Consider the following 23,545-nt stretch of genomic DNA (forward strand, 5'->3'; position numbering starts at 1 on the left):
CGCGTGTGGCGGCCGGCCGTTCCCTCGCCCCGCCGGTCAGGTGCGGGGCAGCGGGCGGATGTCGGGCGTGACCTGGGCGCCCGGTGTCTTCCGGACGATCGTGATGAGCCGGTCGGCCAGCTCCAGCCTCCCGATGGCCGGGTCGTCGTACCCCAGCACGCGGTGCCCGCGTATGACGCTCACCACCAGGTCGGCGACCTCGCGCGGAGTCTTGCCCACCTCGGCCTTCACGACCGGTCGTTCGACGAGGTCGAGCCCGGTGCCCTGCTGGATGAGGTCCTCCATCACCATGCCGGCCGACGGGCTGAGCACGGACAGGCCGAGGAGACGGCCGGCGGCGCTGGCGCTGGTGATGACCGCGTCGGCGCCGGACTGCTTGAGCAGCGGGGCGTTCTCCTCCTCCCGTACCGCGGCCACGATCTTCGCTCCGCGGTTGAGCTGCCGGGCCGTCAGCGTCACCAGGACCGCAGTGTCGTCGCGCTGGGTCGCGATGATGATCTGGCGCGCCTTGTGCACCTCGGCCCGCTTGAGCACCTCGCTGCGCGTCGCGTCCCCGACGATGCCCGCGTAACCCTCGGCGGCCGCGGCGTCCACCACCTTGGAACTCGGGTCGACCACGACGACCTGTTCCTTCTTCAGGCCCGTCGCGCAGACGGTCCGGATCGCCGACCTGCCCTTCGTGCCAAAACCGACGACGACGGTGTGATCGCGCAACGTGGACCTCCAGCGGGTCAGCCGCCACTCCTCCCGGGTGCGTTCGGTGAGGGCCTCGAGAGTGGTGCCGACCAGGATGATCAGGAACAGCACGCGCAGGGGCGTGATGACGAGGATGTTGGTGAGCCGGGCGCTTTCGCTGGCCGGGGTGATGTCGCCGTACCCCGTGGTGGAGAGGGTGACGGTCGCGTAGTAGAAGGCGTCGAGGAGGGAGATGCCGCCGCCCGCGTTGTCGTTGTAGCCGTCCCGGTCGGCGTAGACGATCAGAGCGGTCACGACGAGCACCAGCAGCGCGATGGAGAGCCGCTTGGCGACCTGGCGGAACGGGTGCTCCACCACCTTCCTCGGAAGTTTCACCCGATGAGTGACCAGATGCTCGTCCGCCTGGCGTGCGATGGCGTCGTGGCCCGGAAGTTTCACGTGAAACACACTCCGATGCCGCCGGACGCCCAGGGCAGGTCGAGCAGTTCCGCCTCCTGCCCCGCACGGGAACCGCCCGGCGGTACGACGGCCAGCGCGTCGGCCGCCGCGATACCGCGCAGCATGGCCGGGCCGTTGTAGTGCAACGGCACGGCCTGGTCGCCGCGCAGGACGACGGGGACGAGCCGGGTGTCGTACGGGTGTCCCTGCGCGGTGTCCCTGAGCGGCAGCGTGTACGGCTCCGGGGCCGTGCGGGCCGCGAGGGTCCGCAGCAGCGGCTCGGCGAGGGTCAGCAGCCCGGAGACGGCGGCGAGCGGGTTGCCCGGCAGTCCGACGAGGTGCTGGGTCTCCGTGGTGCGCGCCAGCAGCATGGGGTGGCCCGGCCGCACCTTGACGCCGTCGACGAGGAGTTCGGCGCCGATGCGGCGCAGGGTGGGGTGGACGTGGTCGACGGGACCGGCGGCGGTGCCGCCGGTGGTGACGAGGACATCGGCGTCGGACGTGGTGATCGCCCGGTGCAGGGCGCCGGCGTCGTCGCGGACGCGGCGCACGGCGACGACCTCGGCGCCGAGCGCCCGCAGCCAGGGCTCCAGCATGGGGCCGAGGGCGTCCCGGATCAGACCGTCGTGCGGCAGCCCCTCGGTGAGCAACTCGTCCCCGAGGACCAGCACCTCCGCGCGAGGACGCGGGACGGCGTCGACGGAGTCGTATCCGGCGGCCGCGGCGAGCCCCAGGACGGCCGGGGTGACGAGGGTGCCGACGGGCAGCAGCTGGTCGCCGGTGCGGCATTCCTGGCCGCGCGGGCGGATGTCCTGGCCTGGGGCGACCGCCCCGGTCGCGTACAGCCGTCCCTTGTCGTCGGTCCGGCCGTGCTCGCTGCGCAGGACGGCGGTGGTGTCCGGGGGGATGCGGGCGCCGGTGGCGATCCGGACGGCCTCGCCGTCGGTCAGCGGCGTGGGCGCGGCGTGCCCGGCCAGGATGCCCTCGTCCCGTACGTCCCAGGGGGCGGGGCCGGCGACCGCCCAGCCGTCCATCGCGGAGGTGTCGAAGGAGGGGAGGTCGGTGAGGGCGTCGAGAGGGGTGGCCAGGGTGAGGCCGAGGGCGGCTTCGAGGGGGACGGAGACGGGGGCGCGCCGCGCGGTCCGGGCGGCGTTCCGGCCGGCGCGCTCGGCGACGGCCCGGGCGTCCGGCCAGGGGGTGGCGCGGTGGCGGTCGGACCGAGGAGAGGTGTCCGGACGGTCGGGGGTGCGGCCGCCGTCCGTCTCGGCTCGTGGGGCGGGGGCGGGCCGGTGGTTGCCGTGGTCGTTCACGAGGGCGAGCACCTCCTCGACGTCGAGGTCCTCTGCGTCCTCACCGGCCCGGGTGCCGTGCGCGGTCATCCGGCGGCGTCCGGGCGGGTGTCCGGGGTCGCGTCCGGGGCGACGTCGGACGGGGCGCCGGAGGGCGCGGTACCGGAGGACGAGCCCCCCGTGCTCTCCGCCGCCCAGCGGGCGGCGAGGGCCGCGGCCTTGCGGGCGGCCTCGGCGACCGCTTCGGGGCCGCCACCGGCACGCGCCGCCGCATAGCCGACGAGGAAGGTGGTCAGCGGCGCCGCGGGCCTGGCCACCCCGTGGGCGGCGTCACGGGCGAGGTCGAGCAGGACGCCGGTGTCGACGTCCAGGTCGATGCCCAGTTCGTCCTTGGCGGCGGAAATCCATTCATCCAACACGTGCCCATGCTCCCTGATACGTGCCCTGGCGGTGGCGATGTCGTCCCAGGTGTCGCAGTCGAAGGACGCGACCGGGTCGGAGATGCGGGTGAGGCTCAGCTCGGCGACGAGGCGCCGCAGGGGAAGACCGGTGAGTCCGTCGTGCCGGTCGGCGAGAAGGGCGAACACCTCGTGCAGCCGGGGCGTGCGGTACGCGGCCACGAGCGGCTGGTCACGGCCGTCGGGGTCGGTCAGCAGCACACCGTCGGCGCCGCTCGTGCGCAGGGTGCCCAGCAGTCGGCCGACGGTCCGCTCCTGAAGGAACGGCAGGTCGGCGGAGAGCACCACGACGTGTTCCGCCGTGGTGGCCCGGAGCCCGGCGTGCAGCGCGGCGAGGGGCCCGCCGCCGGGTGGGTCCTCGCGGGCCCAGGTCACCGGCCGTGCCGTCGGCCGGGGCGCGGCGACGACGACGGTGCTGCGGGCTCCGGCGCACGCGGCGAGTACCCGGTCGAGCAGGGCCCGGCCGCCCACGCGCACACCGGGTTTGTCGGCGCCGCCCAGTCGGCGCGCGCCACCTCCGGCGAGCACGACGGCGTCGTACACGGCGGTGTCCTGCCCATGGGTGTCCGGCCCGGCGGTGTGCTGCCGGGGGGCGCCGGGTTCACCGGGAGGCTCGTAGGCGGTCATCCCCCGAGTATGCGGGCCCCCGCGATCACACGGAACGCGGGGGAACCGACCCGATCACGAGCACCAGCTCATGCGAGGAACAGGAATCACAGCGTCCGCAGCAGCACCGCCGGCTGTTCCACGCAGTCCGCGACATACCGCAGGAAGCCGCCCGCCGTGCCGCCGTCGCACACCCGGTGGTCGAAGGTGAGCGAGAGCTGGACGACCTGCCGCACCGCCAGCTCGCCCTCGTGCACCCAGGGCTTGGGCACGATGCGGCCGACGCCGAGCATCGCCGCCTCGGGGTGGTTGATGATCGGGGTGGAGCCGTCGACGCCGAAGACGCCGTAGTTGTTGAGGGTGAAGGTCCCGCCGGTGAGGTCCCCAGGGGTCAGCGTCCCGGCCCGGCCCGCCTCGGTGAGCCGGGCGAACTCGGCGCTGAGCGACTCGGCGTCGCGCGCGTGCGCGTCCCGTACGACCGGCACGACGAGCCCCCGGTCGGTCTGCGCGGCGAAGCCCAGGTGCACCTGGTCGAACCGGACGACCTCCCTGGCCTCCGTGTCGACGGTGGAGTTGAGCTCGGGGAAGCGCGCGAGGGCCGCCGTGCAGATCCGGGCCAGCAGGGCCAGGACGGAGATCTTCGGTCCGCCGGCCGCGTTCATGGCCGTGCGGGCCCGCATGAGTTCCGTGGCGTCGGCGTCCACCCAGCACGTCGCGTCCGGGATCTCGCGGCGGCTGCGCGCCAGCTTGTCGGCGACGGCGCCCCTGATGCCCTTGAGCGGGGTGCGCGTCTCGCCGAGGGCCGGTGCGGGGGAGGGCTGAGGTGCGCGCGCGGTGCGGGGCGCCGGGGGTGCCGCCGTGTCGCCCTGGCCCGCCGCGCGCAGCGCGTATTCCACGTCCGCCCGCAGGATCAGCCCGTCCGGGCCGGAGCCGGTCAGCTCCCGCAGATCGAGGCCGTTCTGGCGGGCGAGCCGACGCACCAGTGGGGAGATCACGGGAACGGGGCCGTCCTCGGAGTCGGGGCCACCGGCCTGCCCGTCGACCACCTGGTGGGAGGCACCGGCGTGGGCGGGTGCCGGCGCCGCGGGACGCGTGCCGTCCTGCCCGGCCGCCGTGTCCCTGCCCGGCCCCGGCCGCTCCTGCCGGACCCGGCGCCGGCGCGCCGGTGCCTCGGAGGTGCCGTAGCCGACCAGGACGTTGCCCGAGCCCTCGGTGTCGGCTCCGGTGCTGTCGGCGGGCACACGCTCCCCCACCGCCACGGTGATCAGCGGCGCCCCGACGGGCAGTTCCGTGCCCTCCTCGCCGAAGCGGGCCGTGACCACACCCCCGTAGGGGCAGGGCACCTCGACCATCGCCTTGGCCGTCTCGACCTCGACGACCGGCTGGTCGATGGCGACCACGTCACCGACCTCGACCATCCAGCGCACGATCTCCGCCTCGGTGAGCCCCTCCCCGAGGTCGGGCAGCTTGAACTCCAACACCTGTGCCATCAGCTCTCGGCCTCCCACTGCAGGCGCCCCACGGCGTCCAGGATCCGGTCCACACCGGGCAGGTGGTGGCGCTCCAGCATCGGCGGCGGATACGGGACGTCGAACCCGGCCACACGCAGCACCGGCGCCTCCAGGTGGTGGAAGCAGCGCTCCGTGACCCGGGCCGCGATCTCCCCGCCCGGGCCCCCGAAGGAGCCCGACTCGTGGACGACGACCGCGCGTCCCGTCCGCCGCACCGAGGCGCACACCGTCTCGTCGTCGAACGGCACCAGGGAGCGCAGATCGACGACTTCGAGGTCCCAGCCCTCGGCCCGGGCCGCCTCGGCCGCCTCCATGCAGACGGGTACGGACGGCCCGTACGTGATGAGTGTGGCGCTCCGGCCCGAGCGCCGCACCACCGCGCGGCCTATCGGTTCAACGGGCGTCGGCTCCTCCGGGTTCCAGGTGTCCTTCGACCAGTACAGCCGCTTGGGCTCCAGGACGACGACCGGGTCGTCGGAGGCGATGGCGGCGCGCAGCAGCCCGTAGGCGTCGGCGACGGTGGCGGGCGTGACGACGTGGAGCCCCGGGGTCGCCATGTAGTACGCCTCGGAGGAGTCGCTGTGGTGCTCGACGCCGCCGATGCCGCCGCCGTAGGGGACGCGGATGGTGATCGGCAGGGGCATCCTGCCGCGGGTGCGGTTGCGCATGCGGGCCACGTGCGAGATGAGCTGTTCGAACGCCGGGTAGGCGAACGCGTCGAACTGCATCTCCACGACCGGCCTGAGGCCGTACATGGCCATGCCGACGGCGGCGCCGAGGATGCCCGCCTCGGCGAGCGGTGTGTCGGTGCAGCGGTCCTCGCCGAACTCCTTGGCGAGTCCGTCGGTGACGCGGAAGACGCCGCCGAGGGTGCCGACGTCCTCGCCCATGACGTGCACGGCGGGGTCGGCGGCCATCGCGTCGCGCATCGCGCGCGTGAGGGCCTGCGCCATGGTGGCCGGCTTGACGGCGACGGTGGTCATCGGTGGGTGCCCCCCTCCGGCTCGGCCTCGGCCTCCAGCTCGGCCCGCAGCTGGTCGCGCTGCTCGCGCAGCTGCGGGGTGGGCTCGGCGTAGACGTGGGTGAACAGGTCCATCGGGTCGAGCGCCGGGTCCTGGTTCAGGTGCTCGCGCAAGGAGGCGGCCATCGCCTCGGCGGCGTCCCGGGCGGCCTGCTTCCCGGCCTCGTCGAGCAGACCGCGCGTGGTCAGCTCGCGCTCCAGGAGCTGGATCGGATCGTGCTCGCGCCAGGTCTCGACCTCGGCGTCGCCGCGGTAGCGGGTGGCGTCGTCGGCGTTGGTGTGGGCGTCGACGCGGTAGGTGATCGCCTCGACCAGGGTGGGGCCGCCGCCCGCGCGGGCGTGGCGTACGGCGTCGCTCAGCACCTCGTGCACGGCGGCGGCGTCGTTGCCGTCGACCAGGCGTCCGGGCATGCCGTAGCCGACGGCCTTGTGGGCCAGCGACGGGGCCGCGGTCTGCTTGGCGAGCGGGACGGAGATCGCGAAGCCGTTGTTCTGCACCAGGAAGACGACCGGGGCCTGCCAGACGGCGGCGAAGTTCAGCGCCTCGTGGAAGTCGCCCTCGCTGGTGCCGCCGTCGCCGACCAAGGCCAGCGCGACCACGTCGTCGCCCTTGAGGCGGGCGGCGTGCGCGAGGCCGACGGCGTGCGGCAGCTGGGTGGCGAGCGGCGTGGACAGGGGGGCGACCCGGTGCTCGTAGGGGTCGTAGCCGGTGTGCCAGTCGCCGCGCAGCAGGGTGAGCGCCTCGACGGGGTCCACCCCGCGGGCCACCACGGCGAGCGTGTCGCGGTAGCTCGGGAAGAGCCAGTCGCGCTCCTCCAGGACCATGGCGGCGGCGACCTCGCAGGCCTCCTGGCCGGTGGTGGAGGGGTAGACGGCGAGGCGGCCCTGCTTGGTGAGCGCGGTGGCCTGCGCGTTGAAGCGGCGGCCGCGGACCAGCTGCGCGTACAGCGTCCGCAGCAGCTCCGGGTCGGCCTTCGCGGCCGCCTCGGTGCCGAGGACGCGGTACGGCTCCGCGTCGGGCAGCAGCGGCGCGGGGTCCATGCGGGGCTGCCAGGCGGGCGGCGGGGTCGGCCGGTACGCGCCCCGCTGCTCCATGACCGTCATGACGGCACCTCCTCGTGGGAGCGGCTACGGGAGACGCGTCGGCTGTGACCCGCCTCACCTACCGATTGTTCGGTCGACGGCACAATTTGGCTATGGGTGGCCTCAGGCTGTGGACAAACGGTTCTCCACAGCCTGAGATGGACGCAGTACGTCCATGGCAGGGAGGGTGGCGCAGGTGGCATCTGAACAAATGGCCGAGAGCACGGCCGCGAGCCCGGACGACCACGGTGTGATGCCGCCGCCGCGGCCGCTGGACGCCATCGATCAGGACATCCTGCGCATGCTCCAGGCGGACGGCCGCGCCTCGATACGGTCGGTCGCCGAGCGGGTCCACGTCTCGCGCGCGAACGCCTACGCCCGGATCAACCGGCTCGTCGAGGACGGGGTCATCCGTGGCTTCGGCGCCCGCGTCAACCACGAGCGGGCGGGTCAGGGGACGTCCGCGTACATCACCCTGAAGATCGTGCAGAACTCCTGGCGCACGGTGCGCGAGGAGCTCAGACAGCTGCCCGGGGCCTCCCACATCGCCCTGGTGGGCGGCGACTTCGACGTCCTGCTGCTGGTGCACGTGTCCGACAACCGGGCGCTGCGCGAGCTGGTGCTCACCCGCCTCCAGGCCATCCCGCAGGTCCTCAGCTCGCGCACGCTGCTGGTCTTCGAGGAGGAGGACCTGGAGCCGCAGAGCTGAGCTCAGGCGCCCTTGCGGAGCCCTCCGAACGCCAGCCGCACCACCGCGTCGGCCACCTCGCGTTCGCTCATACCGCGTCCGTCCGGCCGGTACCACTCCACGATCGAGTTGATCATCCCGAAGACCAGCCGGGTCACCAGCCGTCCCTCGATGTCCCCGCGCACGTCGCCGTCCGCGGTCGCCGCCTTCAGCAGGTCGGCCACCCGGTGGTCGAAGTCGCGGCGCCGCTCCAGGGCCCAGCGCTCGGTCTCGGTGTTGCCGCGCACCCGCAGCAGGAGCGTCACGTAGGGCAGCTCGGCTATGAGCACCTCGACCATGCGCCGCACGACGTACTCCAGGCGCTCGGCGGCGCTCCCCACGCGCGCGTGCTCCTCCTCGAGGATCCCGAAGAGGCCGTCCAGGGCCCGGCTCACGGCCCGGCGCAGCAGCTCCTCCTTGCCGGCGACGTGGTGGTAGATCGACGACTTGGAGATGCCGGCGGCCTTGGAGAGGTGCTCCATGGAGGTGCCGTCGTAGCCGCGCTCGTTGAACACCTGGACGGCGACGGACAGCAGCGTGTCCGGGGTGTAGGTGTCGCGCTTGGCGGTGGTCATGAGGCGGTGCCCTCCCGCTTGTCGGAGGCGTGGGCGTGGCGGTACAGCGCGAGGGACGGCGCGTAGCGCCCCGAGGGGTCGCGCCGGTGCAGGTCGTCCAGGAGCACATAGGCCCAGGTGCGGCCGAGGCGGCGGCTCCACTCGAAGGGGCCCAGGGGGTAGTTGACGCCGAGGCGCATCGCGGTGTCGATGTCCTCCTCGGTGGCCACGCCCTTGGCGACCGCGTCGTGCGCCAGGTCGATGATCCGCGCGACCGTGCGAGCGACGATCATGCCGGGGACGTCGCCGATGACGCTGACCCGCTTGCCGAGCGCCTGGAAGAGGCCGATGGCCTCGGCGAGGACCTGCGGGGAGGTGTCCTGGGAGGCGGACAGGGCGATCCGGCCGGCCGCGCGGTAGTCCAGGGCGAGGTCGAAGTAGACGAAGTCCCGGTACTCGCCGGCGGTCTGCCCGTCGGCGAGGACGAGCCGGCCGCCGCTCGGGAGGAGCAGACACGCCCCCTGGTCCTCGTCGTCGCCGTCGTCACGGACCGGGATGCCCGCCTCGCGGATCAGCTCGAGCAGGTCGGACGCCGGACCCAGGTCCCCCTCGGCGACGACGTACGCGGGCGGCTTCCGCTTCTCGGCGGTGTCCGGCTCGGGGCGCTCGGCGCCGTCCCGGTGGTCGTACCAGCCGTGGCCGGTCTTGTGGCCGAGGCGGCCGGACTCGACCAGCCGCCGCTGGGCGAGGGACGGCGTGAAGCGCACGTCCTGGAAGAAGGACTGCCAGACCGACCGAGTGACGGACTCGTTGACGTCCTGGCCGATCAGGTCGGTCAGCTCGAACGCGCCCATCCGGAAGCCGCCCGACTCGCGCAGCACGGCGTCGATGGTGGCCGGGTCGGCACCCTGCGCCTCGTACACCGCGAAGGCCTCGGCGTAGAAGGGCCGGGCGATGCGGTTGACGATGAAGCCGGGGGTGTCCGCGCAGGCGACCGGCGTCTTGCCCCAGGCGCGGGCGGTCTCGTACGCGCGCGTGGCCGACGAGACGTCGGTGGCGAACCCGGAGACGACCTCGACCAGCGGCAGCAGCGGCGCCGGGTTGAAGAAGTGCAGGCCGACGAAGCGGCCGGGGGCGCGCAGGGCGCCGCCGATGGCGGTGACGGACAGGGAGGAGGTGTTGGTGGCGAGCAGGCAGTCGTCGTCGATGATGCCCTCCAGCTCGCGGAACAGGTCCTGCTTGACGTCCAGCCGCTCGAGGACCGCCTCGACGACCAGGGCGCAGTCGGCGAGCTCGGCGAGGGTCTCGGCGGGCAGCAGCCGGGCGCGGGCGGCGTCCCGGTCGGCGCCGGTGAGCCGCTCCTTCTCGACGAGCCGGTCGAGACGGGCCCCGATCGCGTCGGCGGCCTGCCGAGCCCGCCCGGGGGCGGTGTCGTACAGCCGTACGGGATGGCCCGCGACCAGCGCGACCTGGGCGATGCCCTGGCCCATGGTGCCGGTGCCGACGACGGCCACGGGGCTGCTGAGGTCGAGTGCTGTCATGTGCGCGATCCTCCCGCACGGGGTTTTCCACAGATGCGGCGGACCCCCTTGAACCGACCGATCGTTCGGTTACTCTAGCCCTGTCCGTCCGTTCCTGCCCAGGGTTCTGCCCAGGTCCTGAACTCGACGAAGAGTTCTCGATACGAGGAGTTGGTCACCCATGACCGCCGCACTCTCGGCGCACGAGCTGATCGCCCGGCACCGGTCCACCCTCGACCAGGCGCTGGAGGCGATCCGCACACGCGCGTACTGGTCCCCGCACCCCGAGCACCCCAAGGCCTACGGGGAGAACGGCAGCCTGGACGCGGCGGCGGGCAAGGCCGCCTTCGACGCCCTGCTCGGCACCCGCCTCGACCTCGGCCAGCCCGGGACGGACGACTGGGTCGGCGGCGAGACCTCCCCGTACGGCATCGACCTGGGCGTGACGTACCCGCACGCGGACCTCGACGTGCTGCTGCCCGCCATGAAGGCCGGGCAGCGGGCCTGGCGGGACGCGGGCGCGGAGCAGCGCGCGGTGGTCTGCCTGGAGATCCTCAAGCGCATCAGCGACCGGACGCATGAGTTCGCGCACGCGGTCATGCACACCTCCGGCCAGGCGTTCATGATGGCGTTCCAGGCGGGCGGGCCGCACGCGCAGGACCGCGGCCTGGAGGCGGTGGCGTACGCGTACGTCGAGCAGGTGCGCACGCCCGACAACGCGGAGTGGACCAAGCCGCAGGGCAAGCGCGACCCGCTGGCGATGACCAAGCAGTTCACGCCGGTCCCGCGCGGCATCGCCCTGATGATCGGCTGCAACACCTTCCCGACGTGGAACGGCTACCCGGGCCTGTTCGCCTCCCTCGCCACCGGCAACGCGGTCCTGGTCAAGCCCCACCCGCGCGCGGTGCTGCCGCTCGCGCTCACCGTGCAGGTCGCGCGCGAGGTGCTCACCGAGGCGGGCTTCGACCCGAACCTCGTGGCGCTGGCCGCCGAGCGCCCCGGTGAGGGCATCGCCAAGACCCTCGCGACGCGCCCGGAGATCCGGATCATCGACTACACGGGATCGACCGAGTTCGGTGACTGGCTGGAGGCCAACGCCCGCCAGGCCCAGGTCTACACGGAGAAGGCCGGCGTCAACACGGTCGTCGTCCACTCCACGTCCGACTACAAGGGCATGCTCTCCAACCTGGCGTTCTCGCTGTCCCTGTACAGCGGCCAGATGTGCACGACCCCGCAGAACCTGCTGGTCCCCCGGGAGGGCATCTCGACGGACCAGGGCCCCAAGTCCTACGACGAGGTGGTCGCCGACCTCGCCCAGTCGGTGGACGGGCTGCTGGGTGACGACGCGCGGGCCAACGCCCTGCTGGGTGCGATCGTCAACCCGGACGTGAAGACGCGACTGGAGGCCGCGGCCGGGCTGGGCGAGGTCGCCCTGGCCTCCCGCGAGATCACCAACCCGGACTTCCCTGGCGCGGTCGTGCGGACGCCGGTGATCGTCAAGCTGGACGGGGCCAAGCCGGACGACGAGGCCGCGTACATGAGCGAGTGCTTCGGGCCCGTGTCGTTCGCCGTCGCCGTCGACTCGGCGTCCGACGCGGTGGAGCTGCTGCGGCGCACCGTGCGGGAGAAGGGCGCGATGACCGTCGGGGCGTACACGACCGACCCGGAGGTCGAGCGGGACGTGCAGGAGGCCTGTCTGGAGGAGGCGGCGCAGCTGTCGCTGAATCTCACGGGTGGGGTGTATGTGAACCAGACCGCCGCGTTCTCCGACTTCCACGGGTCGGGAGGTAACCCGGCGGCGAGTGCGGCGTTGTGCGACGGGGCGTTCGTGGCCAACCGGTTCCGGGTGGTCGAGGTGCGCAGGGAGGCCTAGGAGCTCGGGGGCCGTCGTTGTCGCGCGGGTGCCGGTCCGTTGTGGTTACTCGCGCAGTTCCCCGCGCCCCTGAAGGGGCGCTGCGAGGCTCCAGTGGTACAGGGTCATGGCCACACTCGTCGCGAGGTTGTAGCTGCTGACCTGGGGGCGCATCGGGAGGGACAGCAGGTGGTCCGCGCGGGCGCGGAGTTCCGTCGACAGGCCCGTGCGTTCCGAGCCGAAGGCGAGGACGGCGTCGTCCGGGAGCTTGGTGGCCCGGAGGTCGTCGCCCTCCGGGTCGAGGGCGAACAGCGGGCCGGCCGGCAGGTCGGCGACCTCCAGCCGCTCCACCGCCGTCGCGAAGTGCAGCCCCGCCCCGCCGCGTACGACCGTCGGGTGCCAGGGGTCGACCGTGCCCGTCGTCACCACGCCGGTCGCACCGAAACCGGCGGCCAGGCGGATCACCGCCCCCGCGTTGCCGAGGTTGCGCGGGTTGTCGAGGACCACGACCGGGGCCGTGCGGGGGGTGCGCGCGAGCCGCGCGAGGTGGGACTCGCGGGACGGCCGTACCGCCAGCGCGGCCACCGCCGTGGGATGCGGGCGCGGCACGAGGGACGCGTACGTCTCGTACGGCACCTCCGTCAGCAGGCCGGCCAGCGCGTCCCGTACGTCCGGGGCCAGTTCGTCGGCGAGGGCGAGCGTGGCCGCCCGGTCGGCGGTGACCGCCACCGGCACCTCGGCGCCGAACCGCACGGCGTGCTTGAGAGCGTGGAAACCGTCGAGCAGGACACTGCTGCCGGCGAGCCGGTGCCAGACGGGGACGGGGTCGGTCATGTCCCGAAGCCTACGTGCGTGGCCTCGGGGCTCTCCGGGGCGTGCCGCTGGGTGGGCGGGGTACGCCCCTCGCGGCGGAGGAGGCGGTCACGCGCGCGGGACGCCCAGCCGCCGAGGCGGCGCAGGAAGGACGTCGGCAGGAACACCGCGTCCGCAGCGATCATCGCCAGCGAGAAGAACGGCAGGCCGAGCACGACGGCGATCACGGCGTGCTCGGTGATCATGAGTGCCAGCAGGACGTTCTTCACCCGGCGGTTGAACAGCGTGAACGGGAAGGCGACCTGCACGAGGACCGTTCCGTAGGTCACCAGCATCACGAGCGTGCCGCTCGCGGACAGCAGGTCGGCGAGGGCCGGCCAGGGCGAGAAGTACTCCAGGTGGAGCGGGTAGTAGACCGCGGTGCCGTCCTGCCAGCGGGAGCCCTGGATCTTGTACCAGCCGGCCGTCGCGTAGATCAGGCACGCCTCCGCCATGATCACGAGCAGGGCACCGTTGTGCACGATATTGGCGACGACATCGAGCAGCATCCGCGGCTCACCGGACGTCGCCCGGCGGCCGACCAGCCACCACAGGGCCTGCGCCGCCCACACCGTCCACAGCAGCGCCGGTATGAGCCAGTCGCCCTCCATCCGCCCGGCCAGGGTGACCGCGACCAGCACGAACCCGGACACGCACCACAGGGCGGGGCCGATCCGGTCGGTGACGCGCTCGCCCCGCTCACGTGCCGCCCGGGCGCGCCAGGCCCGCCGGGCGTCCAGCGACCACACCTGGGCGCAGCGCGTGAACACCAGGTAGACCGACATCAGGTGCAGCACGTTGTCACCGCCGTCGCCCATGAAGACGCTGCGGTTCTGCAAGGACAGCACACCGACCATGAACAGCACCGACATGGTGCGGGTGCGCCAGCCCAGCAGCAGCAGGGCACTGGAGAGGATCGCGAGCGCGTAGACGATCTCGAACCAGATCCGGCCGTCCGACCACATCAGGACGGTGAAGGCCTCGTTGGTCCTGATCAGCTGCTCGGCGAGATCCCAGCTCCAGGGCCCGTCGGGGCCGTAGAGCTCGCCGCGGTGCGGGAGCTCGCGCAGCAGGAACAGCAGCCAGGTCGCGCTGAAGCCGATACGGATCACGGCGGTCTGGTAAGGGCCGAGGGCGGCCTCGGTGACGCGGGCTATGCCGCGCGAGACGGCCAGGGAGAAACCGTTCACCGCACGCCCTCCCCGGCCCCGGCCGCCGGCACCGGCCACCACGGCAGCTCGCGGTAGGACGGTGTCGTGGAGACCTTCTCCCGGCTCCACGCGGGCGGGGGCACGTTGCTGGTGCGTGACCGGACCTGCACGCGCTCGACGGCACCGCCGCCTCCGGTCGCGGCCCGCACCGCGTCGTCGCGGCCGAGGCGCAGCTCCACGATCCGGCGCAGATACGTCTCGGAGAGCGAGCCGCGCAGACCCACCGGGCGGTTCTCGGTGTCGTGCGTCGCGAGGAAGAAGTCCCAGGCGCGACGCAGCTCGTTCTGCTGGGTGTGGCTGGGCAGCAGATTGCCGTCGATGGCCCGGCCGTCCTCGGCGGACAGGTCGTACCAGCCGGTGGTCACCGTCCCGCCCTCCCCGTCCCGGACCTCGGCGCGGGCCTGGATGGAGATGTTCTGCTGGAGCGGGTTGGGCGCGAAGAGCTTCCAGTTCTGCTCGAACTCCGGGTAGATCCAGTCGTCCACGGCCTTGCCGTGCTCCCTGGTGACGGTGTTCGCCGGCGCGACGTGCAGGAAGGTCATCCCGAGGTGCACACAGACCCCGACCGCGACGACCGCGAGGGCCAGGACGACGACGATCTGACCGGGGAGGGAGAGCGCGGCTATGCCGGAGCGGGGGGCCATGGGCGGGCCCGGGTCGGGAGGCGGGCCCTGATCGAAAGGCAGACCCTGGTCAAGAGGCAGGCCCTGGTCAAGAGGCAGGCCCTGGTCAAGAGGCAGGCCTTGGTCGAGAGGCAGGCCCTGGTCGAGAGGCTCGGCCGACGCGGCGACGGGCAGGCCCTGGTCGGCCGGCGCACTCCGCCCGACCGGCTCGCGCGGCCCGACCGGCCCGTCCGGCCCGTGCCGGGCGTTCGAGCCCTCGTCGTACGCGTCCAATTCCGCCCCGTTCCACGATCCCGGTCCGTCGTCCCGTCCGCCCGGCCGGCCGCGAGGGCGGCCACCGCCCGCGCAACCGCTGCGCGGCGTCGGCACGGGAACGGTACTCAGGCCGCCCACCCGGGCACAGCCCCCGTCCGCCGGTCCCTGCCGTGGCCGTCGCCACACCCCCCGGAGGCAGCACAGGAGTGACACCCTACGGCGCCCGCCGCACGCCCATTCCCTTCTTCTAGAACCTGTTCTATCTTGCGGCCCGTCAGCTCAACGGGACCGGCCGGAAGGACAGGCACCGTGGACTTCACCTTCACCGAGGAGCAGCAGGCGGCGGCCGAGGCGGCGAAGGGCGTGTTCGCCGGGGTCGCGCCGGACGCCGTGCCCAGCCCGGCCCTCACCCCGGGCGCCGTCGCCGACGCCTGCGATCGCGCCCTGTGGGCCAGGCTCGCCGACGCGGACCTGCTCAGCCTGCTGCTCGACGCGCGGTACGGCGGGGCGGGGCTGGACGCCATCGCGCTCTGCCTGGTGCTGCGGGAGTCGGCGAAGGTGCTGGCCAGGGTGCCGCTGCTGGAGAGCAGCGCGGCCGCCGCGGTGATACAGGCCCACGGCGCCGAGGAAGCCAGGTCGGCCCTGCTCGCCCGGGCAGGCCGGGGCGAGCTCGTGCTGACCGTCGCCGCGCACGGCCGCACCGGCCACGACCCCGCCGAGCTCGCCGTGACCGCACGGCAGGACGGCGACACCTGGGTGCTGGACGGGGTGCAGACGGCGGTGCCGTGGGCCTACGACGCGGACGTCACGGTCGTCCCCGCGCACACGGGGTCCGGCCGGGCCCTGCTGGCCCTGGTCCCGCGCGGGCACCAGGGGGTGGACCTCGCCGAGCAGTTCTCCACGAGCGGCGAGCGGCTCGGCGAACTGCGGCTTCAGTCGGCGCGGCTCGCGGCCCGGGACGTGATCGACGCCGACGGGGCGTGGGAGTGGCTGCGGGACCTGCTGGCCACCGGCACCTGTGCGCTGGCACTCGGGCTGGGAGAGCGGGTGCTGCGGATGACCGGGCAGTACACGGGCGAGCGAGAGCAGTTCGGCTTCCCGATCGCCACCTTCCAGGCCGTCGCCGTGCAGGCCGCCGACCGCTACATCGACCTGCGCGCGATGGAGGCCACCCTGTGGCAGGCCGCCTGGCGGCTCGCCACGGGTGCCCCGGGCGCGCTGCCCGCCTCCGGTGACGTCGCCGTCGCCAAGATCTGGGCGGCGGAGGGCGTACGTCGGGTCGTGCAGACCGCGCAGCATCTGCACGGCGGGTTCGGCGCCGACGTCGACTACCCGCTGCACCGCTACCACGCCTGGGCCAAGCACCTGGAGCTGTCGCTCGGCCCGGCGGCGGCGCACGAGGAGGCCCTGGGCGACCTGCTGGCGGCCCACCCACTGGCCTGAACGGTCCGGCGAACGGCCGCTACACCACGAACCCGGGCTGTCCGTCGTCCGTCACCACGGCACGGCCCGCCGCCTCCCACACCTGCATGCCGCCGTCCACGTTCACGGCGTCGATGCCCTGCTGGGCCAGGTACATCGTGACCTGGGCGGAACGGCCGCCGGAGCGGCAGATGACATGGACCCGGCCGTCCTGCGGGGCGGCCTCGGTCAGCTCACCGAAGCGGGCGACGAAATCGCTGAGGGGGATGTGCAGCGCCCCTTCGGCGTGACCCGCCTTCCACTCGTCGTCCTCGCGGACGTCCAGCAGGAAGTCGCCGTCCTTGAGGTCCGCGACCGCGACCGTGGGCACACCAGCTCCAAAACTCATGCGCCCGACGCTACCCGAACCGACCCGCCGACCGGACGGGACGCGGGCCGGACGGGACGCGGCTCAGCCCTCCGTGAGCAGCCCGGCCAGCTCGTTCTCGCGCTCGGTGACCTGGGTGCGCAGCTGCTGGCCGATCTCGTCCAGCAGACCGTCGGGGTCGTCCGGCGCCAGCTGGAGCATGTGGCCTATGGCGCTCTCCTCCAGCTCCTTGGCGAGCAGGGCGAGCAGCTCCTTGCGCTGGGCGAGCCATTCGAGCCGGGCGTAGAGCTCCTCGGCGCGGCTCGGGACCCGCTTCAGCTCGGGCCCCGCGGCCCACTCCTCGGCGAGTTCGCGCAGCTCCGCCTCGTCGCCTCGGGCGTAGGCGGCGTTCACCCGGGTGATGAACTCCTCGCGCCGCGCGCGTTCCTTCTCCTCCTGGGCCAGGTCCGGGTGGGCCTTGCGGGCGAGGTCGCGGTAGAGCTTGCGGGCCTCGTCGCTGGGGCGGACCCGCTGCGGCGGCCGGACCGCCTGGTCGGTGAGCATCGCCACGGCCTCCGGGAACAGGCCGCTGTCGTCCATCCAGCCGTGCAGCAGCTCCTCGACGCCGGGGATCGGTGCGAGGCGGGCCCGGGCCTCTTCCGCCCGGCGCCGGTCGTCGGGGTCGCCGCTGCGGGCGGCTCTGGCCTCGAGGATCCGGGCGTCCAGCTCCTCCAGCCGGGCGTAGAGCGGGCCGAGCTTCTGTTCGTGCAGCCGGGAGAAGTTCTCGACCTCGACGCGGAAGGTCTCCACCGCGATCTCGTATTCGATCAAGGCCTGCTCGGCGGCCCGTACGGCGCGCTCGAGCCGCGCCTCGGGGCGGGCGGCGTCGCCGCCATCCTGCTCAGCTTCCGGGGTCGTCACCCGACCAGCCTAGGTCACGGTCGCGTGGGGGCTGTGTCCGTGCTCATGCCACCCAGCGGAGCGGGGTGCCGCGCCCGCGTTGTTGCCCACAGCCGGTTCGCAGCCGGTTCATACCCCCATCTCCGCCGCGATCCGGCCCTCCCGGACGGCCGTCACCAGGTCGGAATGGTCGGCCTCGGTCCGGTCCGCGTAGGCCACGGCGAACCCCGCCACCGCCTCGTCGAGTTCCTCGCTCTTCCCGCAGTAGCCCGCGACGAGCCGCGGATCGACGCTGTGGGAGTGGGCCCGGGCCAGCAGTGCGCCGGTCATGCGGCCGTAGTCGTCCATCTGGTCGGCGGCCAGGGCGGCCGGGTCGACGCTGCCCTTGCGGTTGCGGAACTGGCGGACCTGGAAGGGACGCCCGTCGACCGTCGTCCAGCCGAGCAGCATGTCGCTGACGACCTGCATCCGCTTCTGGCCGTGCACGACCCGCCGTCCCGCGTGCTCGGCCTCCGGCGCTTCAAAACCGGCCGTCACCAGATGCGGCACCAGTGCCGAGGGCCGCGCCTCCTTCACCTGGAGCACCAGTGGCTCACCCCGGTGGTCCAGCAGCAGGACGACGTAGGACCGGGTGCCGACGCTGCCGGTGCCGACCACGCGGAACGCCACGTCGTGCACCGCGTGCCGGGCGAGGAGCGGCAGGCGGTCCTCCGGCAGCGTGCCGACGTACTCCTCCAGGGACGCCGCCACCGCCGCGGCCTCCGCGTCCGGGACCCGCCGCAGCACCGGCGGGGCGTCGACGAAGCGGCGCCCGCCGTCCTCGGTGGCCTCCGTCGACTTGGCCGCGAAGCGGCCGCTGGTGTTGTGGCGGGCCTTCTCGGAGACTCGCTCCAGCGTGCCGAGCAGGTCATGGGCGTCGGCGTGGGAGACGAGTTCCTCGTCCGCGATGGCGTTCCACGCGTCCAGCACCGGGAGCTTCGCCAGCAGCCGCATGGTGCGGCGGTAGGCGCCCACCGCGTCGTGGGCCGCCTTGCGGCACCGGTCCTCGTCGGCACCGGCCTCCCGGCCCGCCAGCACCAGGGAGGCCGCGAGGCGCTTGAGGTCCCACTCCCAGGGGCCCCGCACCGTCTCGTCGAAGTCGTTCAGATCGATGACGAGTCCGCCGCGCGCGTCGCCGTAGAGGCCGAAATTGGCCGCATGCGCGTCGCCGCAGATCTGCGCTCGTATCCGGGTCATGGGGGTGCGCGCCAGGTCGTACGCCATGAGGCCCGCCGCGCCGCGCAGGAAGGCGAACGGTGTGGCGGCCATGCGGCCGACCCGGATCGGGGTGAGTTCCGGGAGCCTGCCGCGGCTCGACTCCTCGACGGCGCTCACCGCGTCGGGGCGGGACGCGTCCAGGTCGAGCGTGGCGTGCGCGCCGCGGGGGATCCGCTTGCGCAGGGCCTTGCCCTCGTCCTTGGGCGAGCCCTCGGGCGGCCATGCGGCGAAGCCTCGCACCCGGGGCAGCCGACGCGTCGTCCCGTCCTGCGCCCCGGTCCCGCCCTCTGCTTCAGCCCTGGTCATACCGACCGCCTTCCCCCGCACGCGCAAGAACATCAACTCATGCCGACCGTACAACCGGCGGCCGAAACGCGTCAGACCCTGGGGACAACTCCACGACTGTGGACAACTCGTGCGGGAGCCGGTCGGAGGCCGCCGAAGCCGGAGCCACCCTGCCCACCCGCCGGACCGCCCGAAGCCGCCCCTGCCCCGGCCGGTCGGCCTACGTCCCCGAGGACGCCCGCACCACCCCGGGCGAGGCCTGCGCCGGCACGGCCCCCATCTGTTCCCGCCCCTCCGCCAGCACCCGTTCCGCCCGCTCCACCGAGATGTCGAGTCGGGCCAGCACCGCGGGGACGGCGATGCTCGGCAGGAAGTGTTCGAACATCACGACGACACGGCGCTCCAGATCCTGCCGCTGGCAGCGCAGCTGGGACAGCAGCTGCACCCCCGAGAAGCTGCCGACCAGCAGCTCCGCCGTCTCCGCCACGTCGACGTGCGGCAGCAGTTCGCCCTGGGCCTTCGCCTCGCCGAGCCGCTGCACGTTCTGGTCGAACCACATGCCGAAGGCCATGGTGCGGTCGAGGTCCATGGCCCCCTGGTCGAGGGCGAGCCCCACACTGGCCCGCACCAGCGGTTCGGACCGGAGCCTGCGGGCCAGCACCAGCCCGGAGTCGACGAGTTCCTGGAGCTTGCTGGACTGCGGCGGGAGCGCGATCGAGAGCTGCTCCTCGAACACTCCCACCGCCAGCTCCTCCTTGGAGCCGAAATGGAAGTACAGCGCGCCCTTGGTGACCCCGGCCCGGTCCAGGATCTCCCCGATGGTCGCCGAGGTGTAGCCGCGTTCGTCGAAGACGGCCGCGGCCGCCTCCAGGATGGTCCGCCGGGTGCGGATCGCGCGCTCCTGTCGCGCCATCGCATGCCTCCTGATCTCGGTCGATCCCTGTGAAACCGCTGTGCAGCGGGGGCGCGAGAGGCCTGTTCCAGCGAGTGTGGTCCACCCTTTGAAAAAAACCGGCTAGTCCGTATCTTAGTCAAACGCCGACCTCAGCCAGGCAGCCGATCCTGGGGGTTCTCATGCAGCAGTCAGGACCTTTAAGCGCACCCATGGACGATCAGACCGGACACCGGGCCGGTCCGGCAAACGAAACGCCTGCGGCCGTCGAGAACGCGCCATACGCCTCGGTCGTCGATCCCATCGAACCCCCCGACTCCACCTCGGTCACCACAGAGCTGGCCCACCGCACCGTCGACACGGACGTCTTCCCCGCCCGGTGGAGCCGAATCTCCGAGACCCGCTTCCGCTTCACCGCCCACTGGCCGGCCACCCACACCTTCTTCCACCCCGTGGACGACCGCCACCAGGATCCGATGATCGTGGGCGAAACGTTGCGGCAGGCCTCGATGGTGCTCGCGCACGCCGAGTTCGGCGCCCCCCGCGACACCCACTTCGTCATGCACGACCTGACCGTCTCCACCGATCCGTCCGCACTCCTGCTGTCGGACGCCGCCGAGCCGGTCGAGATCGACGTCGTGTGCTCGGAGATCCGCCGCCGCGGCCGGGGGCTGCACAGCATGCGCACCACCATGGAGTTCCGCCGGGCGGGACGCTTCGTGGCCCGCGGCACGGGCAGCACCGCCTGCACCTCCCCGCTCGCCTACCGCCGTCTGCGGGCCCGGCAGCTGGCCGCCCCGGTCACTCCCCTCCCGCTGCCGCCGGGCATCGCGCCCGAGGCGGCGGGCCGCGCTCGCGCCGAGGACGTCGTCCTCGCACCCTCCGGCCGGCCGGGCGTCTGGCGACTGCGCGTCGACACCGGCCATCCGGTGCTCTTCCCCCGGCCCAACGACCACGTGCCCGGCATGGTCCTGTTCGAGGCGGCCCGCCAGGCCGCGACCGCCGCCTCCGGACGGCACCCCTTCCTGCCCCGCGCCATGACGGCCACCTTCGACCGGTACGCCGAGCTGGACAGCCCGTGCTGGATCGAGACGCGCGTCCTCGCCGAGGAGCCGGGGGAGGTCACCGTACGGGTCGCGGGACGGCAGGACGGCGAGTCGGTCTTCAGCGCCACGCTGACCTGCGCGCAGCCGGCCCGAATACGGTCCCTTTCGTGACGGTCAACTTTCTGATCACGGGCGGGAGCGGCTTCGTCGGCAGCCGGGTGGCGGCCGTCGCACAGGGGCGACCGGACGTCCGGGTACGGCACCTGTCCCGCCGGACGCGGCCGGGAGCGGCCCCCGGGGGACCGGCCGACGGCGAACGCGGCCACGACGAACCGGTCCAGGGCGAGCCCGGCCACAGCGAACCGGTCCAGGGCGAGCCCGGCCACAACGAACCGGTCCAGGACAGGCCCGTCCACGGCCAACCCGTCCACAGCCAACGGGCCCACGGCCAACCAGCCCACGGCCAACCCGGCCACAGCGAACTGGTCCACGGCGATCTCCTCAACCCCCCGTCCCTGCGCGGCGTCTGCGCGGACATCGACGTCCTGGTGCACTGCGCCACGCGGATCGGCGGCGACGCCGGGACCGTCGAGGCCGTCAACGACCTGGGCACCCGCAGCCTGGTCGAGGAGGCCGTCCGCGCCGGAGTGGGCCGGATCGTGTACGTGAGCACGGCCGCGGTCTACGGCCGGGGCCCCTTCCGCGGCGTACGCCCCGGGGAGGTGCCGGTCGCGCCCGCGTCGGCCACCAGCCGCACCCGGGCCGCCGCCGAACGGCACGTCCTCGACGCCGGCGGCCTGGTGCTGCGCCCGCACCTGGTGTACGGCGAGGGCGACCGCTGGGTCGTCCCCGGACTGGTGCGGCTGCTGCGCGAGTTGTCGGCGACCCTGACCGGCTGCGCGGCACTCCAGTCGATGATCGACGTCGGCACCCTGGGCCGTGCGGTGGTGGCCGCGGCCCTGTCGCCGGCGCTCGACGGCGGGGTGCACCACGTCAACCATCCCGAGCCGGTCGGGGCTGCGGAGCTGCTCGGTGCGGTGTGCGCGCAGGTGGAGGAGCCCGGCGGCGGTGCGGCGGTGGATGTCGCCACCGCTCTGGACCGGGCCGCCGGGTCACCGTTCGCCCTGCATCACCTGGGCATGCTCACCGTCGACCACTGGTTCGTGGACGACGCCTTCTGGAAGGGCCTCGACTGCTCGCCCGGCGACGGTTTCGCCGCCGGGTTCACGCGGGCGGCACCGTGGTACCGCTCGTTCCTCGGAGGGGCTCGGTCAGCTTCCTGACAGCCCTGGCCTCCTCCGCACGCGGCCCCAGATCCGGGCCCGGGCCCGGGTCCCGGCCGTGCAACAGCACGGGCAGCTCCTGGTGCCCCGTCGAGATGATGGACCGCAGCCGCTTCGGCGGCCGGCCCGGGTCGGCGAGGGCCAGCCGCGGGAAACGGTCGAAGAGGGACGTCAGGGCCGCCGTCGTCTCGGCCATGGCCAGTGGCCGGCCGAGGCAGTGGTGCACGCCGTGGCCGAAGGACACGTGGTCGCGGCTGGTGGCGCGGGTGACGTCGAACCGGTCGGCGTCCGGACCGTGCCGCTCGGGGTCGCGTCCGGCGCCCGCGAAGGACACCACGACCGGGTCGCCCTTCGGGATCGTCAGCCCCGGCTCGATCTCGATGTCCTCCACGGCGTAGCGCAGGCCCGACATGGCGCCGGGTGCCTCGAAGCGCAGCGACTCCTCGATGGCGTCCTCCCAGGTCACCCGCCCGGAGCGGACGAGTTCGAGCTGGTCGGGGTGGGCCAGCAGGCTGTGCACCGTGTTGTCGATGAGGTTGACGGTCGTCTCGAAGCCCGCCGTGAGCAGCAGGATCAGGTTGTCCATCAACTCCTGTTCGCTGAGGCTCCCTTCGTCGCGGGCGGCGATGAGGGCGGTCGTCAGGTCGTCGGCCGGGTGCTCGCGCTTGTCCTGGAGGAACGCGGTCAGCGTGCGGTACAGGTCGACGGCGTTGGCCTGGGCGTCCTCCAGGGAGATCGCCGTGTCGAAGAAGCTGTTGATGATCCGGTAGAGGGCCCTGCGCGGGCCGTCCTCGCCGTGCGGTACGCCGAAGAGTTCGCACACCACCTCGTGCGGCACCGACGCCGCGAACGCCGCCCGCAGGTCGACGACTTCGCCGACGGGGATCCGCTCCAGGTCGTCCAGCGCCCGGTCGACGATCTCCTGGACGCGGGGGAGCAGCGCGTCGACGCGGCGTTTGGTGAAGGCGGCGGCCATCGGCTTGCGCAGCCTGCTGTGGTCGGGGCCGTAGGCGGTGACCATGTTGCGCACCGAGACCCAGATCGCGAGCGGCCAGGTGCGGGAGATGTCGCCGTTGATCCAGGCCGGCCAGTGCTGGAAGGCGTCCTTGCTCGTCTCGGGACCGGCCAGGAGCCGCTTGTTCAGCTCCAGGCCGTTGATCCACCAGGCCCGTACGCCGCCGGGGAGTTCGATCTCGACGGCCGGGCCCTGGTCGCGGATCCGGGATATCTCGCCGTACAGATCCTCGCCGGACGGGTCGATCGTCAGGAAGGGGCAGGCCTGCTGTGCCATGACACATCGCTCCTTGAACCAGTGGCAGGGGGAACCATCGTCCGATGCGAGCGACGGAAAAAACTTGGCAACCGGTTTGTTTTGCCCATGACTTAACGCTGTGGGACGTCGGTGAAGGGCGGCGGAG

Annotated in this window: 21 protein-coding genes; 5 read left to right on the top strand and 16 right to left on the bottom strand. The window is 73.1% G+C overall.

The window, feature by feature from the left end:
• Positions 1-36: 36 nt before the first annotated feature.
• The 6 genes from ABEA82_RS12000 to pdhA form a co-directional block, all read right to left on the bottom strand.
• Complete coding sequence (locus tag ABEA82_RS12000) at positions 37-1,134, bottom strand: potassium channel family protein (protein ID WP_345661394.1); 1,098 nt, start codon at positions 1,132-1,134, stop codon at positions 37-39.
• Positions 1,131-2,513 (bottom strand): molybdopterin molybdotransferase MoeA, encoded by a 1,383-nt coding sequence (locus ABEA82_RS12005; protein WP_345661395.1) that lies wholly within the window; start codon positions 2,511-2,513, stop codon positions 1,131-1,133. The genes ABEA82_RS12000 and ABEA82_RS12005 overlap by 4 nt, the downstream gene beginning before the upstream one ends.
• Entirely contained in the window at positions 2,510-3,508 is a 999-nt protein-coding gene (locus tag ABEA82_RS12010) for an NTP transferase domain-containing protein (RefSeq protein WP_345661396.1), read from the bottom strand. Before ABEA82_RS12010 ends, ABEA82_RS12005 begins: the two co-directional genes overlap by 4 nt.
• 86 nt (positions 3,509-3,594) lie before the next feature.
• The gene (locus ABEA82_RS12015; protein ID WP_345661397.1) at positions 3,595-4,977 is read right to left on the bottom strand and encodes a dihydrolipoamide acetyltransferase family protein; all 1,383 of its coding nucleotides are present in this window, start codon (positions 4,975-4,977) and stop codon (positions 3,595-3,597) included.
• Positions 4,977-5,981 carry an alpha-ketoacid dehydrogenase subunit beta gene (locus tag ABEA82_RS12020; protein ID WP_345661398.1) on the bottom strand — a complete coding sequence of 335 codons (1,005 nt, stop codon included), beginning with the start codon at positions 5,979-5,981 and terminating at the stop codon, positions 4,977-4,979. The genes ABEA82_RS12015 and ABEA82_RS12020 overlap by 1 nt, the downstream gene beginning before the upstream one ends.
• Positions 5,978-7,123 (bottom strand): pyruvate dehydrogenase (acetyl-transferring) E1 component subunit alpha, encoded by a 1,146-nt coding sequence (gene pdhA, locus ABEA82_RS12025; RefSeq protein WP_345661399.1) that lies wholly within the window; start codon positions 7,121-7,123, stop codon positions 5,978-5,980. The genes ABEA82_RS12020 and pdhA overlap by 4 nt, the downstream gene beginning before the upstream one ends.
• Positions 7,124-7,313: 190 nt before the next feature.
• On the opposite strand from pdhA, the gene ABEA82_RS12030 reads away from it, so the two are divergent.
• A complete protein-coding gene (locus ABEA82_RS12030) occupies positions 7,314-7,811 on the top strand; it encodes an Lrp/AsnC family transcriptional regulator (protein ID WP_345661703.1) in 498 nt (165 codons plus the stop codon).
• 2 nt (positions 7,812-7,813) lie between these two features.
• Here ABEA82_RS12030 and ABEA82_RS12035 read toward each other — a convergent pair whose 3' ends face one another.
• Entirely contained in the window at positions 7,814-8,404 is a 591-nt protein-coding gene (locus ABEA82_RS12035; protein ID WP_345661400.1) for a TetR/AcrR family transcriptional regulator, read from the bottom strand.
• Complete coding sequence (locus tag ABEA82_RS12040; RefSeq protein ID WP_345661401.1) at positions 8,401-9,924, bottom strand: 3-hydroxyacyl-CoA dehydrogenase; 1,524 nt, start codon at positions 9,922-9,924, stop codon at positions 8,401-8,403. Before ABEA82_RS12040 ends, ABEA82_RS12035 begins: the two co-directional genes overlap by 4 nt.
• Positions 9,925-10,084: 160 nt before the next feature.
• On the opposite strand from ABEA82_RS12040, the gene paaN reads away from it, so the two are divergent.
• Positions 10,085-11,776: a phenylacetic acid degradation protein PaaN gene (gene paaN, locus ABEA82_RS12045; RefSeq protein ID WP_345661402.1), complete on the top strand. Its 1,692-nt coding sequence runs from the start codon at positions 10,085-10,087 to the stop codon at positions 11,774-11,776.
• Positions 11,777-11,821: 45 nt separating this feature from the next.
• Here the strand turns inward: paaN and ABEA82_RS12050 are convergent, their stop codons facing one another.
• Genes ABEA82_RS12050 through ABEA82_RS12060 form a run of 3 tightly spaced genes read right to left on the bottom strand, consistent with a single transcriptional unit; the run spans position 11,822 to position 14,714 of the window.
• Complete coding sequence (locus ABEA82_RS12050; protein ID WP_345661403.1) at positions 11,822-12,589, bottom strand: TrmH family RNA methyltransferase; 768 nt, start codon at positions 12,587-12,589, stop codon at positions 11,822-11,824.
• The gene (locus tag ABEA82_RS12055) at positions 12,586-13,797 is read right to left on the bottom strand and encodes an HTTM domain-containing protein (protein ID WP_345661404.1); all 1,212 of its coding nucleotides are present in this window, start codon (positions 13,795-13,797) and stop codon (positions 12,586-12,588) included. Before ABEA82_RS12055 ends, ABEA82_RS12050 begins: the two co-directional genes overlap by 4 nt.
• A complete protein-coding gene (locus ABEA82_RS12060) occupies positions 13,794-14,714 on the bottom strand; it encodes a DUF5819 family protein (protein WP_345661405.1) in 921 nt (306 codons plus the stop codon). The genes ABEA82_RS12055 and ABEA82_RS12060 overlap by 4 nt, the downstream gene beginning before the upstream one ends.
• A gap of 291 nt (positions 14,715-15,005) precedes the next feature.
• Between ABEA82_RS12060 and ABEA82_RS12065 the strand changes: the two genes are divergently transcribed.
• Positions 15,006-16,139 carry an acyl-CoA dehydrogenase family protein gene (locus ABEA82_RS12065; RefSeq protein WP_345661406.1) on the top strand — a complete coding sequence of 378 codons (1,134 nt, stop codon included), beginning with the start codon at positions 15,006-15,008 and terminating at the stop codon, positions 16,137-16,139.
• A gap of 19 nt (positions 16,140-16,158) precedes the next feature.
• On the opposite strand, the gene ABEA82_RS12070 is transcribed toward ABEA82_RS12065, so the two are convergent.
• From ABEA82_RS12070 to ABEA82_RS12085, 4 genes are all read right to left on the bottom strand, one after another.
• Positions 16,159-16,488: a rhodanese-like domain-containing protein gene (locus tag ABEA82_RS12070; RefSeq protein WP_345661704.1), complete on the bottom strand. Its 330-nt coding sequence runs from the start codon at positions 16,486-16,488 to the stop codon at positions 16,159-16,161.
• Between the two features lie 81 nt (positions 16,489-16,569).
• Positions 16,570-17,385, bottom strand: a complete 816-nt coding sequence (locus ABEA82_RS12075; protein ID WP_345661407.1) for a hypothetical protein — start codon at positions 17,383-17,385, stop codon at positions 16,570-16,572.
• A 108-nt stretch (positions 17,386-17,493) separates the two neighbouring features.
• Complete coding sequence (locus ABEA82_RS12080; RefSeq protein WP_345661408.1) at positions 17,494-18,927, bottom strand: DUF2252 domain-containing protein; 1,434 nt, start codon at positions 18,925-18,927, stop codon at positions 17,494-17,496.
• Between the two features lie 199 nt (positions 18,928-19,126).
• A complete protein-coding gene (locus tag ABEA82_RS12085; RefSeq protein WP_345661409.1) occupies positions 19,127-19,819 on the bottom strand; it encodes a ScbR family autoregulator-binding transcription factor in 693 nt (230 codons plus the stop codon).
• A 191-nt stretch (positions 19,820-20,010) separates the two neighbouring features.
• Between ABEA82_RS12085 and ABEA82_RS12090 the strand changes: the two genes are divergently transcribed.
• Positions 20,011-21,015 (top strand): ScbA/BarX family gamma-butyrolactone biosynthesis protein, encoded by a 1,005-nt coding sequence (locus ABEA82_RS12090; RefSeq protein ID WP_345661410.1) that lies wholly within the window; start codon positions 20,011-20,013, stop codon positions 21,013-21,015.
• Positions 21,012-22,127 carry an NAD-dependent epimerase/dehydratase family protein gene (locus tag ABEA82_RS12095; protein ID WP_345661411.1) on the top strand — a complete coding sequence of 372 codons (1,116 nt, stop codon included), beginning with the start codon at positions 21,012-21,014 and terminating at the stop codon, positions 22,125-22,127. The genes ABEA82_RS12090 and ABEA82_RS12095 overlap by 4 nt, the downstream gene beginning before the upstream one ends.
• Here the strand turns inward: ABEA82_RS12095 and ABEA82_RS12100 are convergent.
• On the bottom strand, positions 22,069-23,418 hold the full coding sequence (locus ABEA82_RS12100; protein WP_345661412.1) for a cytochrome P450 family protein: 1,350 nt from the start codon (positions 23,416-23,418) through the stop codon (positions 22,069-22,071). The genes ABEA82_RS12095 and ABEA82_RS12100 overlap by 59 nt on opposite strands.
• Between the last annotated feature and the right edge of the window lie 127 nt (positions 23,419-23,545).

Origin of the sequence: Streptomyces venetus (assembly GCF_039540295.1) — a bacterium.
Lineage (GTDB): Bacteria > Actinomycetota > Actinomycetes > Streptomycetales > Streptomycetaceae > Streptomyces > Streptomyces venetus.

Excerpts from the sequence above, each read along its gene's own strand:
- ABEA82_RS12020 (WP_345661398.1), bottom strand. The coding sequence starts at position 5,981 with ATGACCACCGTCGCCGTCAAGCCGGCCACCATGGCGCAGGCCCTCACG.
- paaN (WP_345661402.1), top strand. The coding sequence starts at position 10,085 with ATGACCGCCGCACTCTCGGCGCACGAGCTGATCGCCCGGCACCGGTCC.
- ABEA82_RS12050 (WP_345661403.1), bottom strand. The coding sequence starts at position 12,589 with ATGACCGACCCCGTCCCCGTCTGGCACCGGCTCGCCGGCAGCAGTGTC.
- ABEA82_RS12030 (WP_345661703.1), top strand. The coding sequence starts at position 7,314 with ATGGCCGAGAGCACGGCCGCGAGCCCGGACGACCACGGTGTGATGCCG.
- ABEA82_RS12040 (WP_345661401.1), bottom strand. The coding sequence starts at position 9,924 with ATGACAGCACTCGACCTCAGCAGCCCCGTGGCCGTCGTCGGCACCGGC.
- ABEA82_RS12035 (WP_345661400.1), bottom strand. The coding sequence starts at position 8,404 with ATGACCACCGCCAAGCGCGACACCTACACCCCGGACACGCTGCTGTCC.
- ABEA82_RS12090 (WP_345661410.1), top strand. The coding sequence starts at position 20,011 with ATGGACGATCAGACCGGACACCGGGCCGGTCCGGCAAACGAAACGCCT.
- ABEA82_RS12015 (WP_345661397.1), bottom strand. The coding sequence starts at position 4,977 with ATGGCACAGGTGTTGGAGTTCAAGCTGCCCGACCTCGGGGAGGGGCTC.
- ABEA82_RS12080 (WP_345661408.1), bottom strand. The coding sequence starts at position 18,927 with ATGACCAGGGCTGAAGCAGAGGGCGGGACCGGGGCGCAGGACGGGACG.
- pdhA (WP_345661399.1), bottom strand. The coding sequence starts at position 7,123 with ATGACGGTCATGGAGCAGCGGGGCGCGTACCGGCCGACCCCGCCGCCC.
- ABEA82_RS12010 (WP_345661396.1), bottom strand. The coding sequence starts at position 3,508 with ATGACCGCCTACGAGCCTCCCGGTGAACCCGGCGCCCCCCGGCAGCAC.
- ABEA82_RS12085 (WP_345661409.1), bottom strand. The coding sequence starts at position 19,819 with ATGGCGCGACAGGAGCGCGCGATCCGCACCCGGCGGACCATCCTGGAG.
- ABEA82_RS12100 (WP_345661412.1), bottom strand. The coding sequence starts at position 23,418 with ATGGCACAGCAGGCCTGCCCCTTCCTGACGATCGACCCGTCCGGCGAG.
- ABEA82_RS12005 (WP_345661395.1), bottom strand. The coding sequence starts at position 2,513 with ATGACCGCGCACGGCACCCGGGCCGGTGAGGACGCAGAGGACCTCGAC.